This is a genomic window from Colwellia sp. MT41, assembly GCF_001444365.1.
In the GTDB taxonomy this organism is placed as follows: Bacteria; Pseudomonadota; Gammaproteobacteria; order Enterobacterales; family Alteromonadaceae; genus Colwellia; species Colwellia marinimaniae.
The window spans coordinates 1687011-1702229 of sequence record NZ_CP013145.1; the positions used below are offsets into that span (position 1 = coordinate 1687011).

Annotated in this window: 17 protein-coding genes; 6 read left to right on the top strand and 11 right to left on the bottom strand. The window is 38.3% G+C overall.

Going from position 1 to position 15219, the window contains the following annotated elements; genetic code table 11:
- Window positions 1–124: 124 nt before the first annotated feature.
- Together CMT41_RS07220 and CMT41_RS07225 are read left to right on the top strand one after the other, a co-directional pair.
- Window positions 125–1723 carry a PfaD family polyunsaturated fatty acid/polyketide biosynthesis protein gene (locus tag CMT41_RS07220; RefSeq protein WP_058026801.1) on the top strand — a complete coding sequence of 533 codons (1599 nt, stop codon included), beginning with the start codon at window positions 125–127 and terminating at the stop codon, window positions 1721–1723.
- 153 nt (window positions 1724–1876) lie between these two features.
- Window positions 1877–2227: a hypothetical protein gene (locus tag CMT41_RS07225; RefSeq protein ID WP_058026802.1), complete on the top strand. Its 351-nt coding sequence runs from the start codon at window positions 1877–1879 to the stop codon at window positions 2225–2227.
- Window positions 2228–2254: 27 nt separating this feature from the next.
- Here the strand turns inward: CMT41_RS07225 and CMT41_RS07230 are convergent, their stop codons facing one another.
- Together CMT41_RS07230 and CMT41_RS07235 are read right to left on the bottom strand one after the other, a co-directional pair.
- Window positions 2255–2449, bottom strand: coding sequence for a hypothetical protein (locus CMT41_RS07230; protein ID WP_058026804.1), 195 nt, complete (start codon window positions 2447–2449; stop codon window positions 2255–2257).
- Window positions 2450–2473: 24 nt separating this feature from the next.
- The gene (locus CMT41_RS07235; RefSeq protein ID WP_057180675.1) at window positions 2474–2899 is read right to left on the bottom strand and encodes a VanZ family protein; all 426 of its coding nucleotides are present in this window, start codon (window positions 2897–2899) and stop codon (window positions 2474–2476) included.
- 264 nt (window positions 2900–3163) lie between these two features.
- On the opposite strand from CMT41_RS07235, the gene CMT41_RS07240 reads away from it, so the two are divergent.
- Window positions 3164–3403: an RNA recognition motif domain-containing protein gene (locus tag CMT41_RS07240; protein WP_057180676.1), complete on the top strand. Its 240-nt coding sequence runs from the start codon at window positions 3164–3166 to the stop codon at window positions 3401–3403.
- 90 nt (window positions 3404–3493) lie between these two features.
- Here the strand turns inward: CMT41_RS07240 and CMT41_RS07245 are convergent, their stop codons facing one another.
- From CMT41_RS07245 to CMT41_RS07250, 3 genes are all read right to left on the bottom strand, one after another.
- Window positions 3494–3760, bottom strand: coding sequence for a hypothetical protein (locus tag CMT41_RS07245; protein WP_232300034.1), 267 nt, complete (start codon window positions 3758–3760; stop codon window positions 3494–3496).
- Window positions 3761–4067: 307 nt separating this feature from the next.
- Window positions 4068–4217 carry a hypothetical protein gene (locus CMT41_RS19030; RefSeq protein WP_157466300.1) on the bottom strand — a complete coding sequence of 50 codons (150 nt, stop codon included), beginning with the start codon at window positions 4215–4217 and terminating at the stop codon, window positions 4068–4070.
- A gap of 56 nt (window positions 4218–4273) precedes the next feature.
- Window positions 4274–4597, bottom strand: coding sequence for a hypothetical protein (locus CMT41_RS07250; protein ID WP_057180678.1), 324 nt, complete (start codon window positions 4595–4597; stop codon window positions 4274–4276).
- A 234-nt stretch (window positions 4598–4831) separates the two neighbouring features.
- On the opposite strand from CMT41_RS07250, the gene CMT41_RS07255 reads away from it, so the two are divergent.
- The gene (locus tag CMT41_RS07255; protein ID WP_058026807.1) at window positions 4832–6505 is read left to right on the top strand and encodes a M28 family metallopeptidase; all 1674 of its coding nucleotides are present in this window, start codon (window positions 4832–4834) and stop codon (window positions 6503–6505) included.
- A 156-nt stretch (window positions 6506–6661) separates the two neighbouring features.
- On the opposite strand, the gene ybaK is transcribed toward CMT41_RS07255, so the two are convergent.
- The 3 genes from ybaK to CMT41_RS07270 form a co-directional block, all read right to left on the bottom strand.
- Window positions 6662–7129: a Cys-tRNA(Pro) deacylase gene (ybaK, locus tag CMT41_RS07260; protein ID WP_058026809.1), complete on the bottom strand. Its 468-nt coding sequence runs from the start codon at window positions 7127–7129 to the stop codon at window positions 6662–6664.
- 142 nt (window positions 7130–7271) lie between these two features.
- Window positions 7272–8225: a GGDEF domain-containing protein gene (locus CMT41_RS07265; protein WP_082606469.1), complete on the bottom strand. Its 954-nt coding sequence runs from the start codon at window positions 8223–8225 to the stop codon at window positions 7272–7274.
- Window positions 8203–8574: a group I truncated hemoglobin gene (locus CMT41_RS07270; protein WP_057180682.1), complete on the bottom strand. Its 372-nt coding sequence runs from the start codon at window positions 8572–8574 to the stop codon at window positions 8203–8205. The genes CMT41_RS07265 and CMT41_RS07270 overlap by 23 nt, the downstream gene beginning before the upstream one ends.
- A gap of 975 nt (window positions 8575–9549) precedes the next feature.
- Here CMT41_RS07270 and CMT41_RS07275 point away from each other — a divergent pair.
- Window positions 9550–10551, top strand: a complete 1002-nt coding sequence (locus tag CMT41_RS07275; RefSeq protein WP_058026810.1) for a Fic family protein — start codon at window positions 9550–9552, stop codon at window positions 10549–10551.
- Window positions 10552–11336: 785 nt separating this feature from the next.
- Entirely contained in the window at window positions 11337–11978 is a 642-nt protein-coding gene (locus CMT41_RS07280; protein ID WP_058026812.1) for a class I SAM-dependent methyltransferase, read from the top strand.
- A gap of 472 nt (window positions 11979–12450) precedes the next feature.
- Here CMT41_RS07280 and CMT41_RS07285 read toward each other — a convergent pair whose 3' ends face one another.
- From CMT41_RS07285 to CMT41_RS07295, 3 genes are all read right to left on the bottom strand, one after another.
- Window positions 12451–13233: a hypothetical protein gene (locus CMT41_RS07285; RefSeq protein WP_058026813.1), complete on the bottom strand. Its 783-nt coding sequence runs from the start codon at window positions 13231–13233 to the stop codon at window positions 12451–12453.
- A 392-nt stretch (window positions 13234–13625) separates the two neighbouring features.
- Window positions 13626–14894 (bottom strand): tyrosine-type recombinase/integrase, encoded by a 1269-nt coding sequence (locus CMT41_RS07290; RefSeq protein ID WP_058026815.1) that lies wholly within the window; start codon window positions 14892–14894, stop codon window positions 13626–13628.
- Window positions 14875–15156, bottom strand: a complete 282-nt coding sequence (locus tag CMT41_RS07295; protein ID WP_057180684.1) for an excisionase — start codon at window positions 15154–15156, stop codon at window positions 14875–14877. The genes CMT41_RS07290 and CMT41_RS07295 overlap by 20 nt, the downstream gene beginning before the upstream one ends.
- Window positions 15157–15219 lie beyond the last annotated feature (63 nt).

The window sequence follows — 15219 nt, forward strand, 5'->3', positions numbered from 1 at the left end:
GCAGTCTCTTGCCAATATTAATCAACTTACCTTATAACTCGTCATCCTCGAGTTCACTTAATCGAGGATCCAGCACTAGGTACCAATGTAAGAATAATATTAAATAAAAGAATTAGGAAATAACATGTCGAATTTAAGTTTTAATAATAACAATGCCATCGATTGGGCATGGAAAGTGGATGCCAAAGACGTTAAAAGTAACAATGTTGAAATTAAATCAGCCTTACTGGATTTAAGTAAACCAGTGTACCTGGCTAAAAAAGGCAATGATTTTGGTGTCGCCAATGTCACTTCAACGTCAGGTGTTACTGATGTCTTAGCTTTTGCACAAAAGTTAAACCCTGAAGATTTAGGTGATGATGCTTATAAAAAGCAACATGGCGTTAAATACGCTTACCATGGCGGCGCTATGGCTAATGGTATTGCCTCGGTTGAGCTAGTAGTTGCTCTGGGTAAAGCCGGATTTTTATGTTCATTTGGCGCAGCAGGTTTAGTACCCGATGCGGTGGAAGATGCCATTAAACGTATTCAAGCTGAATTGCCTAATGGTCCTTACGCGGTCAACCTTATTCATGCACCAAGCGAAGAAGCATTAGAGCGTGGCGCGGTTGAGCGATTTTTAAAGTTGGGTGTTAACACCGTAGAGGCTTCAGCTTACTTAGGTTTGACCGAGCATATTGTTTGGTATCGCCTTGCAGGTTTAAGTAAAAATGCTGATGGTAGTGTTAACATTGGCAATAAGGTCATAGCCAAAGTATCACGTACCGAAGTAGGGCGCCGCTTTATGGAGCCGGCACCACAAAAGTTGATTGATAAATTATTGGCTCAAGGTAAAGTTACCCAAGAGCAAGCCGAGCTCTCCAAGCTTGTTCCTATGGCTGATGATATTACCGCTGAGGCAGACTCTGGCGGCCATACCGATAACCGCCCCTTCTTAACGCTATTACCAACCATTATTGCCCTACGTGATGAAGTGCAAGCTCAATATAACTTCTCACCCGCATTGCGCGTCGGCGCTGGTGGTGGTATCGGAACGCCTGAAGCCGCACTAGCAGCCTTTAACATGGGCGCAGCCTACATAGTGCTTGGTTCAGTAAACCAAGCCTGTGTTGAAGCTGGCGCCTCTGAATATACCCGTGAATTATTATCAAAAGTAGAAATGGCCGACGTTACTATGGCACCTGCGGCAGATATGTTTGAAATGGGCGTTAAATTACAAGTAGTTAAACGTGGTTCAATGTTTGCCATGCGCGCTAAAAAATTATACGAGCTCTATGTTGCTTATGATTCAATTGAAGCTATTCCTGCGGATGAGCGTTTAAAAATTGAGAAACAAATTTTCCGGGCAAACTTAGACGAAGTTTGGTCTGGCACGGAAGCATTTTTCCAAGAGCGTGATCCCGCCATGTTAACACGTGCACAATCGAGCCCTAAACGTAAAATGGCACTTATATTCCGTTGGTATTTAGGCTTAAGTTCTCGCTGGTCTAATACCGGCGAAAAAGGCCGTGAAATGGATTATCAAATTTGGGCAGGTCCAAGTCTTGGCGCTTTTAATACCTGGGTCAAAGGCACTTATTTGGAAGATTATACTCGTCGTGGCGCAGTAGATGTTGCTTTGCATATGTTAAAAGGTGCGGCTTATTTACAACGGGTTAACCAGTTAAAGTTACAAGGAGTTAGCTTAACGACTGAATTGGCCAGTTATCGCACGGATGATTAGTCAGCTGGTATGTAATCTTTACGGGTCTAATTCCCCGTCGCTTGCGGCGTAAAGGATTTTGGCCTTCGATTAATTTAGATGCCCCTGTTCGCGTAGCGAATTTAAGCCGAAGCGAACAGCCTTGGCGTGGGGGTATTTATTAAAGGAATTTATATGCCCACATGTACCGAATTTGCCGTGTTTGAGGTCAAACATGCTAATTTAGCGCGAGTTCTCGCCTTAAGTGAGTCGCTTTTTGCTGAAATTAATACTGAGCAAAAGAACATTGTTGCCCATGAAATATTAGTGAAAACTGCTGTTGCAAAAGGGCCTTTAAAAGAGCAGTTAAAAGAGAATTCAGTCGAGGGTGTACAAGAAGTTTGTTGGCATCTCACTTGGGCAAACGTTGCCGCTGTTGAGGCAAGTTCGAGCAAATGGTCAACCTACCCAAGCGCAGCGGAAATAGAGCGTTTAGTGGGTAAAAAGCTCTATTACGGACACTTTGTTAGTGTGATAGCAAAATAATACTCTTGCTGATATACCCATGTTACTTCAGTGACTAAAATCATCTTGCTTTGAAAAGTTTTGTAAAGCACCCGTTTGATAATAAACAAAGGACACGGCTCTCACTTTGATATCGCTACCGTCTTGTTCAAATAATGCTGATTCTAGGCTAGCGTTAAAAACTAAAGGCACTAACGTATTACTGTCTATCGTTGATGAATGCTCAATCACGCAATGAGGCATACTTTTCTCCGTTATTTAAGCTAGTTACTTAATATCGTTACTTAGTGAGTTTTTCGATTTTAATGTCATTTTATTTAAATAACTTGTCACGACACTGAAAAATGCTATACCAATAAAATCGGCCGACAAGTCAATTAAATCAAAAGTTCTATGGGGAATAAAGTACTGACTAAACTCTTCAATAACGACAAAGATAAACACCAAAATACTGCCTAGAAAGAGTTCCCTTGAAAAGAGAGGGAATGATTTAAACCTAAAGGCAATATTTGTCGCCAGGGTTAATAGACCAAATAAAAAAAAGTGGCCAAATTTATCCCCATAGGGAATACGGGCGACTAATTGAAAGAAAACACTATTCTGTCCGGTATTTGCTAAGTAAATAACCCAAAGAATAAAGCCGAAGAAAGCGACCGCAGCCAGAGGGATGAGTGTCTTTAAAAGGTGGCTCATATACCAATGAACCTTGGTATATAACCATCAGCGCTTGTCGCTGTATAGAGGGAATATTTCATCGTTTTATATTGCTCCTGCGTAAATATTACATCTATTGAATTAGCACAATTCTTGACTGCTTTTTAGTCATTTTACCCTCTCGGCAAAGGCAGGCCATCAGCTCGGTGTGGCTTACCTTTACCGTAAGGGTAAATAAAGTTACTTAGTCTGCGGTAAACTATGAGATAATTGAGATCGAAATCACATACTACATGGTCCATTATGAAACTTTTAGTTCGTAACCTTTCCCGTTCAACCACTGAACAAGAAATCCGTATTTTATTTTCTGAACATGGCTCAGTCACTGAATGTAACTTAGTTTTAGATCAAGCAACAGCTAAATCAAAAGGTTTTGCTTTTGTCGAAATGCCTAATGAAAAGGAAGCAGCCGCGGCACTGTCTGCTTTACATGAAAGTAGAGTTGCAAAGAATAAAATTAGAGTGAAAATAGCGCAAAGCTAGCGCCAAAAAGATAAAGTAAAAGCAAAGCCAGCGTTAAGTTAATGTTGGCTTTTTTGTCGGTTAGGTGTTCTTGTTCGTCCTATAACTACTCTAATCTTGTTTTTTCTTAGGTCTAGCAAAGTTTGCATAAATTGTTACCGCTACACCCGTAATAAGAGCAAGCATGGCAAAGCCAAACATGGCATCATCTTGGGCTTCGAAAGCAAAAAGGTATATAGCTAAGGCAACCAAGAGCAAACCCACTAGCACAAAAAGTTTTGGGTGTGCAGAGATGAGCCCCAATGAGTGAATATTTTTCACTGCTTTAAATTTTACCTTGGTTGACGCTTTTCGTTTGTGCTTATTTGTTGGCATCATCAATTCCTCAGATGTTATATCGCTGTTTTAAGTGGCTCAAATATGGAATGGCGTGATTTGCACCGCATATAAAAACACTAAGTAAAAACCTTAGTTTATTTCACTAGCTTAATCAAATACTTAATAACTATTATAGGGGTAAAATAGCCTGTTGAACGAAAATAAGATTATCAAAGGTAAGAAACTTAGCTAGCTATTAACCTAAAAAGTTGCAACCACAGTGACGCAGCAACCCATCAGCCTCAACACGTTCTTGATAAGTCCCTCCCACCCAGTATGCAAAATCATTAGCTGTACAACAAGAAAGTCATAACTCTTTATCTTTAAGAGTAGGGTCTAGAAATGAACTACAGCCATCAGATGTGCACGGTTTAATCTCATCTTCTGCATATACCGAGGTTGAGGCAATGCCTAAGTAGTATGATGAGGAGCCAGAATTTGATGCTGACACTGCCATATAAAGTCCGTTTAAATGGAAAAATAATTATTTAAAATGAATTAATTTAAAATGAATTAATTGAGGAAATTCATTTCCATCATGGCGAGTATTTGCTTCACGCTAACGTCTTTTAATACATGCTCTGATGAAGAGTGCACTACACCAGCTTTATCACCAAAGGCAATATTGACAGAGTCAGGCTTGCTATCATGTAGCACTAAGACGATTTTTTTATCCATAGTGATGCAGTCAATGGTTATCGCATCCGCATTCATGCCTTGCTTACGTAATGTTTTATCCATAATACCCATCAAGGTATCGACCTTTTTATTGCGGTCATAAAATAAATCATTGGCGGTGGCGACTATATCTGAGAGCAGTGTTAAGGATTCTTTCATTTTATTCTTATAAGTAAGGTGGCTGTTTAAACTGACAGGCGAGAGAACGGCTTACTGTAAACTAGCGAGTAGCTAAAATCTATCGCTAAGTAAAGCTATCGCTTTACCTTTGTGGCAACGGTGCGTGACAGTTAACGTACCTTGACCTGTGTTGATTTACCTATCCATACTGGTTAGTTGTTTTGAGAACATTTATACTGCGACCATCTTTTTCACAGTATAAGTATACTTATTATGATAAAAAAAATTGCATTATCACTTCTTTCGGTCGCCGTGCTGGTAGGTTGTGTGGCAACAACGTCTGATGACTCTTCTCAAGCTAACTCTTCACCAGTTAGCTCTTCACCAGTGAACAGTGCTCAAGACATTAGTGCTAGCTATGACAGTATCAATACCGCGCAATTAATTAAGCATATCAAAGTGTTATCATCAGATGAATTCGGCGGTCGTGCGCCATCAAGTGAAGGTGAAAAACTGACCCTTGCCTACTTAACGGAACAATTTAAAGCTTTAGGTTTTAAGCCAGGTAATGGTGATAGCTTTTTACAAGAAGTACCACTGGTATCTATTGAAGCATCAAGTGATATGACCTTGGCTATTGGCGGTAAAAACTACCAATACGGTACTGAGATGGTCATGGGCAGTGCGCGAATTAGTAATTTTGAGCAGCTTAAAAACTCTGAATTGGTTTTTGTTGGTTACGGTATTAATGCGCCAGAATATAATTGGAATGATTATAAAGACCTTGATGTTAAGGGTAAAACGGTTGTCATTTTAGTTAATGACCCGGGTTTTGCTACGCAAGATGCTGAGTTATTTACCGGTAATGCCATGACTTACTACGGTCGTTGGACTTACAAGTATGAAGAAGCAAGTCGTCAAGGCGCTGAAGGGGCCATTATCATTCATGAAACGGCACCCGCATCATACGGTTGGTCGGTGATAAAAAACTCGTGGACAGGTCCTCAGTTTAGTTTTCAACGTGATGATTTAAATAAAGACCGCGTTGCCGTAGAAGGGTGGATCAGCCGTAATGTTGCCATTGAGTTGTTTGACAAAGCCGGTCTAGATTTTACTAAAATGAAGGAACGTGCCGCCCAAGGCAGTTTCAACATAGATATGGGTGATTTAGATGCCTCTATTACCATTAAAAATACCATCAAAAAGTCAATATCGTACAACTTTATTGCGACCTTACCTGGACAGAAAAATGCCGATGAGCATATTATATATTCTGCCCATTGGGATCACCTAGGTACTGATTTATCTAAAAAGGGTGACCAAATTTATAATGGTGCTCGTGATAATGCCACCGGCACTGCCGCATTGATTGAAGTCGCTGAAGCGTTTGCAAAATTACCTCATAGACCTGAGCGTTCAATCACCTTTTTAGCGGTAACGGCGGAAGAGCAGGGTTTACTTGGTTCTAAGTTCTATGCAGCAAATCCCATTATCCCAGTGGCGAAAACCGTGGCTAATATTAATATGGATGCCTTGAATGTAAATGGTAAGAGTAAAGATGTTGCTGTTTATGGTTTAGGGCAATCAGAGCTTGATAACTTTTTAACTAAAGCGGCGTTAAAGCAAAACCGTGTGATCTCGGGCGATCCAAGACCTGCAGCAGGCATTTATTACCGCTCTGATCACTTTGCTTTTGCTAACGTTGGTATTCCAGCGTTATATGCAAAAGGTGGAACTATACCCGCCGACCAAGCAACAGCAGATTTAAGAGCGAAGTTAGACCCCATTTTAGCTAAGTGTTATCACGGTCTTTGTGATGAATACAGCGAAGAGTGGGACTTAACCGGTGCTGTTGAAGATATGCAATTGTTCTTTGACGTGGGCGTAGAGTTATCTAAATCTGGCGTATGGCCACAATGGAGCAAAACTTCTGAGTTCAAGCGTTAAGAAAAGGTGTTAAGAGTAGCCTTAAAATTATTATCTACTATAAGGTTAGGGCGACTCATCGACATGAATACTCATTGGTCCTTAGAAGTATTCATTAAGAAAATGGTAGTGTCATAGGGTACTACCATTTTTTTTCGCTATATTTTCGGGATAAATTTACTGACAAATGTCCGCCATCGTTGCCTGAGTTATGCCAGCCAGATCATTGGGACTTAATTCTATTTCTAAGCCTCTTTTGCCAGCACTAACAAAAATGGTAGTAAATTGTTTTGCCGTTGCATCAATAAAAGTGCGCAAGCGCTTTTTTTGTCCCAGCGGACTAACACCGCCAAGTACATAACCGGTTGAGCGTTCAACATCTATTTTTACTGCCATTATGGCTTTTTTTCCTGAATATGCCTTGGCTATCAGTTTCATGCTTAACATGGCTGATACCGGTATTACAGCGACAGCCAAGGCTTTATTATCAATACTCACCACTAAGGTCTTAAAAACTCTATTTTCAGCTATGCCAAGTTTTTGTGCTGCTTCACCACCATAAGACTCACTTGTAGAATCATGCTGGTACTCATGTAGATGATAAATAACCTTATGCTGTTTGGCGGCATTAATTGCGGGTGTCATTTTAATCTCTTTAGGGGAAGGTTATTGAATCAGTTTGAATATTGCCAGCTAGAACGCTATTTTAGGTGAGCATTTACTGGTGTGGGAATACTTCACTTAAAAAGACACTATTAAAGGCAACATAACGTTAGCTAGGTAATTTTTATTTACTGTTTCTAGCAACATCCTTTGTATAAAGTACATTTCCTCTTTTTTCGAATAATTCAGTTGAAAAAGGAATCACACATGAACGCCCATGTTGTTTAGCATAATATAACGCTTTATCTGCATTATTAAGTAGTACATCAAGGGTAGTGCCATCTTTTCCATATTCAGATACCCCAGCACTAAAGGATATATAGACCGTTTTGTCAGTTGGTGTATCTAATTGCATATCCTTTATGGATGCTAGTATTTTTTGAATATTACTAGTGCTAGTTTCTTTATCACTTTTATGTTGAATAAGACAAAACTCCTCGCCGCCAATGCGAGCAAAAAAAGACATAGGTGTGATTATTTTCTTTATCTGCTGACAAAACCGCTCTAACACATAATCACCAAATTCATGACCATAGCTATCGTTAAATTCTTTGAAATAGTCTATATCAAGAATACTAATGGAACATTTTAACGTGGGGTTAGCATTTTTTAATTCGTTAAATTTGGTAAACAATGCGCGCCGATTTGCTGTTTTTGTCAGTTGATCCGTATGGGCCAACATAAACATTTCATTACTATATTCTTCAAGCATAGCGCTTGAGCTCTTTAATAAGTATTGAGTTTTTTTCAGTTTACTAACATCTTGTACGTGGACAATAATAAGTTCATTATTCTTATAGGCGTTAAATTCATAAATATATTTTTGTCTTACTCTTATGACTTCTAGCTCAAATAAGTGAGCTTCGGTTTTACCTTGGTAGATGCAAGTTATTTCATTGAGTAACTTTATTACTAATTCATTTACTACATTAATGCTGCCATTAGCATTGCATAGTTCATCGAAGCTTTTATTCTTGAAGAGCAATTCTTTTTTAATCCCAGAAAATAAAGCTATCGGCATCATAAGTAAATCAAATGAATTGAATTGGCTTTGATTATCCATTACTGTTGAGTGCATAAAATAGTCTCTTTTTATTAGAAAGTGTATTTATAATCATTTCTGCATCAATTCTCTCCATACCAAACTCCAATAAAGAAAGCTTCAATAAAGTAATAACCTCATTCCACACCTCTTCATTAATATTTAAGTGCTGATGCACTGACTTTAAGTGCAGGTCAGTAAAGGATGTGGGACCACCTAATAAGGATGTTATAAAACGGGTTTGATGATCTATCAGTGTTTCCATATTACTATGCTCAAAATATACTCCTACGAGCACTGAATCGAGCATTTTTTCATAAAAATTTTCAATCAAGTTATGGATCGAAGCAAAACCGCCGTATTTAACAAATAATGAAGAGTGCACTAGTGAATCCTTATACTATGATGCTAATTATTATTAGAAAGTTCATCAGCCAGATACATTCCTTTTCATCTAAGGACGTTAAGCCGTTTTAATCATAGAACAAAAATAAACATCGTGTATTTTAATGCAGCTAGCTAAATGAAGTATGTTGATGATTAATCAATCATATAACTAAAACTATTCATTAAAAATATAGGTGAAATTTTGATTGCTGGTGGCTTGTTTTACCGCCGAAGTAAGGGGTTCAGCATACTTAATAGAGCAAAAGAGTCATTAAGTAATGGTGTATTTCATCATGAAAGTAACCCTATAGATAAATTCTTGAAATTAACTTAACTTAAGTAGTAAGTAGTAAGTAGTAAGTAAGTGAAGCGACGATAAGTGCCAATTTTCTAGTGGCAATATTTTAAAAATGCCAATGTTTGAGGTTGGCAAAGTGAATGCTGGGTTAGGATGATAAGTATAATTGTTATATTGTTCTTTATTTTTTGCTGAAAAAAACAGACAATAAAATTATCAATCTACTCCCGCGCAGCTGAAATACTGTTTGCTGCTATAGCTAGTGGGAAAATTCAGTAAACTACTCGATAATGGTGCTAAAAATGTCTAACAGTATAAACATAAAGGGAATTAACTTAGTATTATTTATCTGTATGGGCAACATACGCAAGTACTTATAAATCAATAACTTAAAATCATTCTCCAACGATTCCCCAACGATACCCCAATTCAGCTCCATCCAACCGACAAATATCAGGTAATAACAAGCCACTCAATCGAGGGGGGTTATAGTCTTGTAAATATTTGAAATATTGATGACTAACTATATAAAGCAAAAGACATTACCATCAACTCATAATTGAGAATAATCAAGTCTTTGGTGTTAATGTAATGTCGTATAAATAAAAGTTTGTCTGATAAATTATTTTATGAGACAATGCCGTATAAACCAATAATTGTCCGATAAAAATTCTTATGCGACAAAATAATACTGAAAAAGAACTCGTGTTAAATTACATAAGTTCGGCCAACAAAGCTGTAACCATCAGTGATATTAAAACAGCTACAGATTTCCAAGTTGACAATCGTACAGTACAACGGTGGCTGAATAGTGCGGCTAAGCAGGGTTTAATTTTAATTACAGGCGAGAGAAAGGCTCGTAAATACGTAAGCATGCCGGTGAAGAGTAAACCGACCTTTAAATTTTTAGAGGGCTTACCTAGCTCAAAACAACAAGAGTTACTGAGCATGTTGCGTACTATGTGGACGTACAACTCAACAGCACTTGAAGGTAACACACTAAACTTAGGTGAAACGCAGTTTATATTAAATGAAGGATTAACCGTATCGGGTAAGCCTTTAAAAGATCATAAAGAAGTCATGGGGCACGCGACAGCTATAGACTTACTTTACGATATGGTCAGTAGTGAGCTGACGTTAAGTAAAATCAAACTACTACATAAAGCCGTTCAGACTGACATTATATTCGATATAGATAAACCTTATGGCGATTTCAAAGTCGTACCTAATGGAACCTATTTAATACTTGATGATTTACTTGAAGGTAAGTCAAGTGTATACCATGCGTACTCACGACCATTTGAGGTGCCAAAACTTATCCTTGGTTTAGTCGAGTACATTGAGTCATGCAAGCCCCATAGTATTGACGAAGCGATCACTATGTATGCAACTGCTCATTTAATCTTTGGTCAGATACACCCATTTTGGGATGGAAATGGTCGTATTGCACGTTTAATAGCTAACCTTATTTTACTGAGAGCGGGCTTCGCTCCTCTTGTTATACCAGCCACACGTAGGCTGGATTATATAAATATTCTTTCTAAATACAGTGCTAAATATGAAGCACCTAGTGTTGGGAAACCGCTATATCACCTTGGAAATGAGCTTAAAGCTTTCATTGATTTTTCCAAAGAATGCTATCAAAATACGATAAATCTTATTGAGAATATCAAGTAAGATAAACTAAAGCTGACATTTTTGTCCGATTATAGGAGATGAAATAATAAGGCAATCATTCATACTTACCGCTCGAGCAGTTAGTTCTCCGTAGGATGAACTTTCGTTAAAAAGTTAGCCATAAGCGTATTCTATTCGCACAAAGTGCTCATAACTTCTATGGCGGTATGTGCCCCCATTGCGCCATAGGAATATAAAATTTAGGTCTGCTTTATGATCGGAAAGCTGCCCCTCGTTACATCTAATTATTTATGCCACCAACAACAGATTAATGATTAAAGTCGAGCTTTTAATAAGGTCCACTTTCGTATCAAAGTGGTCGTTAGCTGGGATGATGTTGACAGGTGAATTTAGACCGCTTTGTGGTAATAGTTATCGTTCATAGATAACGAACCACTGGCGGCTTTGAGCTTAAGTGTAAACCATATTATGACATAGCCCCTTCAACTGCCAATGGCTGCAAAGAGTATAGAGGGAACAAAGATGATGCTATAGTTATAAGATTGTAATTTTCTCTTTGTGATCGTGAAATGAGTCACACAACCTATTTTCGCAACGTCGGCTAAGCCTTAAGTTCTAAAGATACTTATCGTCCAGCTAAAGTCAACTAACTGGTGAGCATTTGACCTAGATAAACACACTAGATTTCAAAACCCAACTTCCGCAATGCGGTGTGATTTTAAATGGTCCGTGCAGTTTTTCTGGAAGAATTTGATGCCGACTATTTTCTAAAAACAGAACCAAGTATTGTATTTAATGAATACTGAATAATTGAAAAAACAACTATGAAAAAACAACAACCTAAATCGGTGCTCGATCGAATTGAATCTGAAACACTCGACCATTATGAACAGAATGCACTGTCGTTTTGGGAGGGGACTCGCGACCATGATGTCACTCAGAATATCGAGGCTTTTATTGCAGCGCTTCCCGTAACAAAGCCGCTTAATATTTTAGATTTTGGTTGTGGACCTGGCAGAGATTTAATGACGTTTAAATTAATGGGTCATAACCCCATAGGTTTAGATGGGAGTAAAGCCTTTTGTTTGATGGCTAAAAAGTACAGCGACTGTAATACACTCAACCAACAATTTTTGCATTTAGACCTTAAAGCTCATAAGTTTGATGGGATTTTTGCCAATGCTTCTCTGTTTCATATTCCTAGTCAGGAATTGGTCAGTGTTTTAAAAGTGTTACACCATAGTTTACGACCCAATGGTATTTTATTTTCGTCTAACCCTAGAGGTAATCAAGAAGGTTGGTCTGGTCAGCGTTATGGTCATTATATGGAGTTAAAAATTTTCGAATATTATTTAGCGCAAGCTGGCTTTAAAGTGCTTAATCATTATTATCGACCCGCTGGTAAACCGCGCGAACAACAACCTTGGTTAGCTGTTATCAGTCAACGGGAAGAGAAAATTAATTAACAGACACCCAGACTTATCAAGTATTCCAAAAGCAGTTTTTCGTTGGACATTGATTACAAGTTAATGCTCACTTCCACCACACAGCGGAAGTTTTTACACAGAGATATGGGGTCAACCAGAGGTCAGCTTTGCCAACACAACAGTCGTTCACGTAATTGTATCGGCATGACTTCAAAGTGCGCATTCCGGACGTTAGCGGTAGTCATAGCTAACGTCCGCTTCAAGCTCATACCTGTCATTGGTATTTTACCTCTTAACGCTAACTAATGCCACACATCGGAAGTTAGCATTTGAGAATTTACATTGAAATGATTTGTATTTTTTGATCTACAACAGACATGGCTGAACAATCACATTAGGCTACAAGTTTTCTGAAAGCAGACGTTACCCATAGATAAAAACATGAGTCTTTTGATGACGATTTTTATCTATGAGTCGTTCTGCCTGAGAAGTACTACCACTCAGTACTATACTAGTGCCTATGATTATTAGCGTGTTCCAGTGTCCAGGTTACATGTGTAATCCGTTTATTGTTGTTACCTAGGTCCATTTCGAAAACTTCCATTGGCCCGTGCTTGGAAACAAGACGACCCCATCCAGGGGGAACTGCAGCAGGATTACATTTTGGAGATTTTGGATTACAACTACTTCCGCCACCGTCACTACCACTAGCGATGTCAAGATCGTAATAAATATCTTCTAACTCGGAGTAGTCATGCGCGTTTGGATGTTGATTACTAATAGGATCTATTGTGTAATCCATGCAAGTGCCTAGGTTGCGATTACTAAAATTCACATCTTGATGACCTAAACCAAAGGTATGACCAATTTCCTGGCAAGTAACCATTTGTCGCCATTCAGGCGTATCATAACGTGCAGTATCAAAATAACTATCGTTTAATTTTACGTATCCGGCGGTTATATGACCACTGCTTACTGATATACCCGCTATTCCTAGCCAACCGTTATTGCCATACCTGAGATTACATACCTGCACATTACCTGTTTGAGTCTTACAGCGTCTCGCGCTTGTAGATCCATCGACAATGATTGTGGTAATGACTGAAGACACGTTCCAGTCACTTGATGCGAGAGCTAAATGACCGAACCACTTCTCGGTAACATTGTTACCTAAATCCAAAAAAAATGGATTACTAGATCGTTCCCAATGGTATGTGCTCCAAGCATGGCCCGCTAATGCGCTCGATGTGAATGCGATTGTAGATAAGATGAGTAGTGTATTAATTGTCTTCATTTTAATGCGCTCCTAAAATCTTTACAGCGATAATATCAAGTATAGATTCTTGTCTAATAACTATAGCAAAAATTTATTAACAGGCTAGTGTGTGTTACTTGCATTTTATGGTCATAAAATGGCGCTCAAAAGCGATTTCGGCAACGTCTACTAAGTTGAATGTTGAAGGTAGCTGTAGACCCGCTTAAGTCAACTACTGGTATACAGTTGACCACGAAAAACATTCACAATTTTTAACTCTTACTTCTTCTTTGCGTACTAAGTGATCATTAAAAATTAGATGATGAATGACCGCTTTGGTGGCTAAGCGGACTATTTATTGTGATGAATACCTGTCTAAATTAGGTCGGCTTTGTGGTACTAGTTGTCACTATAGAAATGAGATTTTTAATTTAAACAGCTTCAACTTTGGACCAATCACAACCACGTATATCGTTATAAACTTCTGTCATAGCTTCATGTTTATGGCCTAGTAATTTCTTGGTGTTAATTCCTTGCTCTCGATATTCACGCTCAGCTAATGATCTCAGCTCATGAAAAGTTGGTGGTGTTAAAATATATTCTAGACCAGTTGCTTTAATGGCTTTGGCGAAAGTTCTCGATACTGTATCGGCATGTAACGGATCACCAACTTTATTTGTTGAACGAGCAACTACATGGTGTAAGACGAAAGGCGAAAATTTAAAAATGTTAGCCTGGTTAATTACATCACCCACAGACAAGCCTAATTTATTCATTTTTAGAGATAATGGTATTCTCAATAAATTCCCTGTTTTCAATTGAAAAACACAAAGGTCATCATTTTCAATAAAGGAATAGGGAGCATGCTGAACTAACTTGGCGAAACTGGTGTATTCGCCTGTAACAAAGTGATTAGGGTTTATTCTATAGGCTTTGTACCGTTCATCCCAATCTTTACCCTTTCTTTTACGCATCAAACATAAATCTGTACGGCGCTGGGCTGTTACTACCGCAAGCAAGGCCGATAATCTATGAGGCTCATATTTATAGGCATCAATCGTTTGCTTGAAGTGTTCATAGGTTAAGCGTTCACGCTGTACTTTTGCAGTTGGGTTTAACGTTTTACTAGCAACATTTTCATTCAGGTAAGAGATCCCTTTACCTAGCGCAATTTTGTAAATGTCGATATAGGTAGAGCGAACGGACTGTGCCATTCTATTTTTGCCAGCCTTTACATAACTAGTGATCAACTCGTCAACTTGAGAAACGCTGATATCAGCAAAAAACAAATCTCCATGAGCCTTTTCGATCGCTAAAACGATATTCTTTTTAGTCCTGTAAGTATTGGGCTTCATGTAGCCTTGTTTCAATTTGTCCTGACAGTATGAAATATATTGCTCTATCCACTCTTTTAACTGAATCCCAGTACAAGTATTACTAGGCAGAGCAAGGATCTTACTCACCTTAGCATTGGCAATTTGGCCATATAAAACAGCATTTAAAGCAATAGCTTCTTCTTTAGCTGTTACAACATTAGATCCAAGACTATGAAACTGTTTGGTAGATTCAGGGAAGCGAGGATCACCAAAGCGAGGGTCTTTATACTGACAACTGAAACCTGTTTTACTGCGCTTATCACGTTTTATATACAGGTTTTTGATGTTGTGCCTATTCAACTCATTACGCAGCTTTGGAGTCATTATTGATAATCCTTAAAATTTTATCGTTCAATACTATATTGCTTGATTGATTTTCTTTTAATTCATTTTGTGCATGATCAGTTCGTTGTGCTTCGATAGTTTTTTCAACGTATTTAGCGTCAGGGTGTACTAACCATCTATTTCCAATTTTTTTTGGAGCAGGGTTTATTAAACCCTCACGTGACCATTTAGTTAAAGTAGCCATGGAAAAATGCACATCGTATGATTTTCCAGCCCAATCTTCTAATGTAATTAATTTCATTGCTATTCCTTGAGTTAAGTTAATTAGTACTTGTTCACTGTTATTCTAAGCTAGAAGTGACAT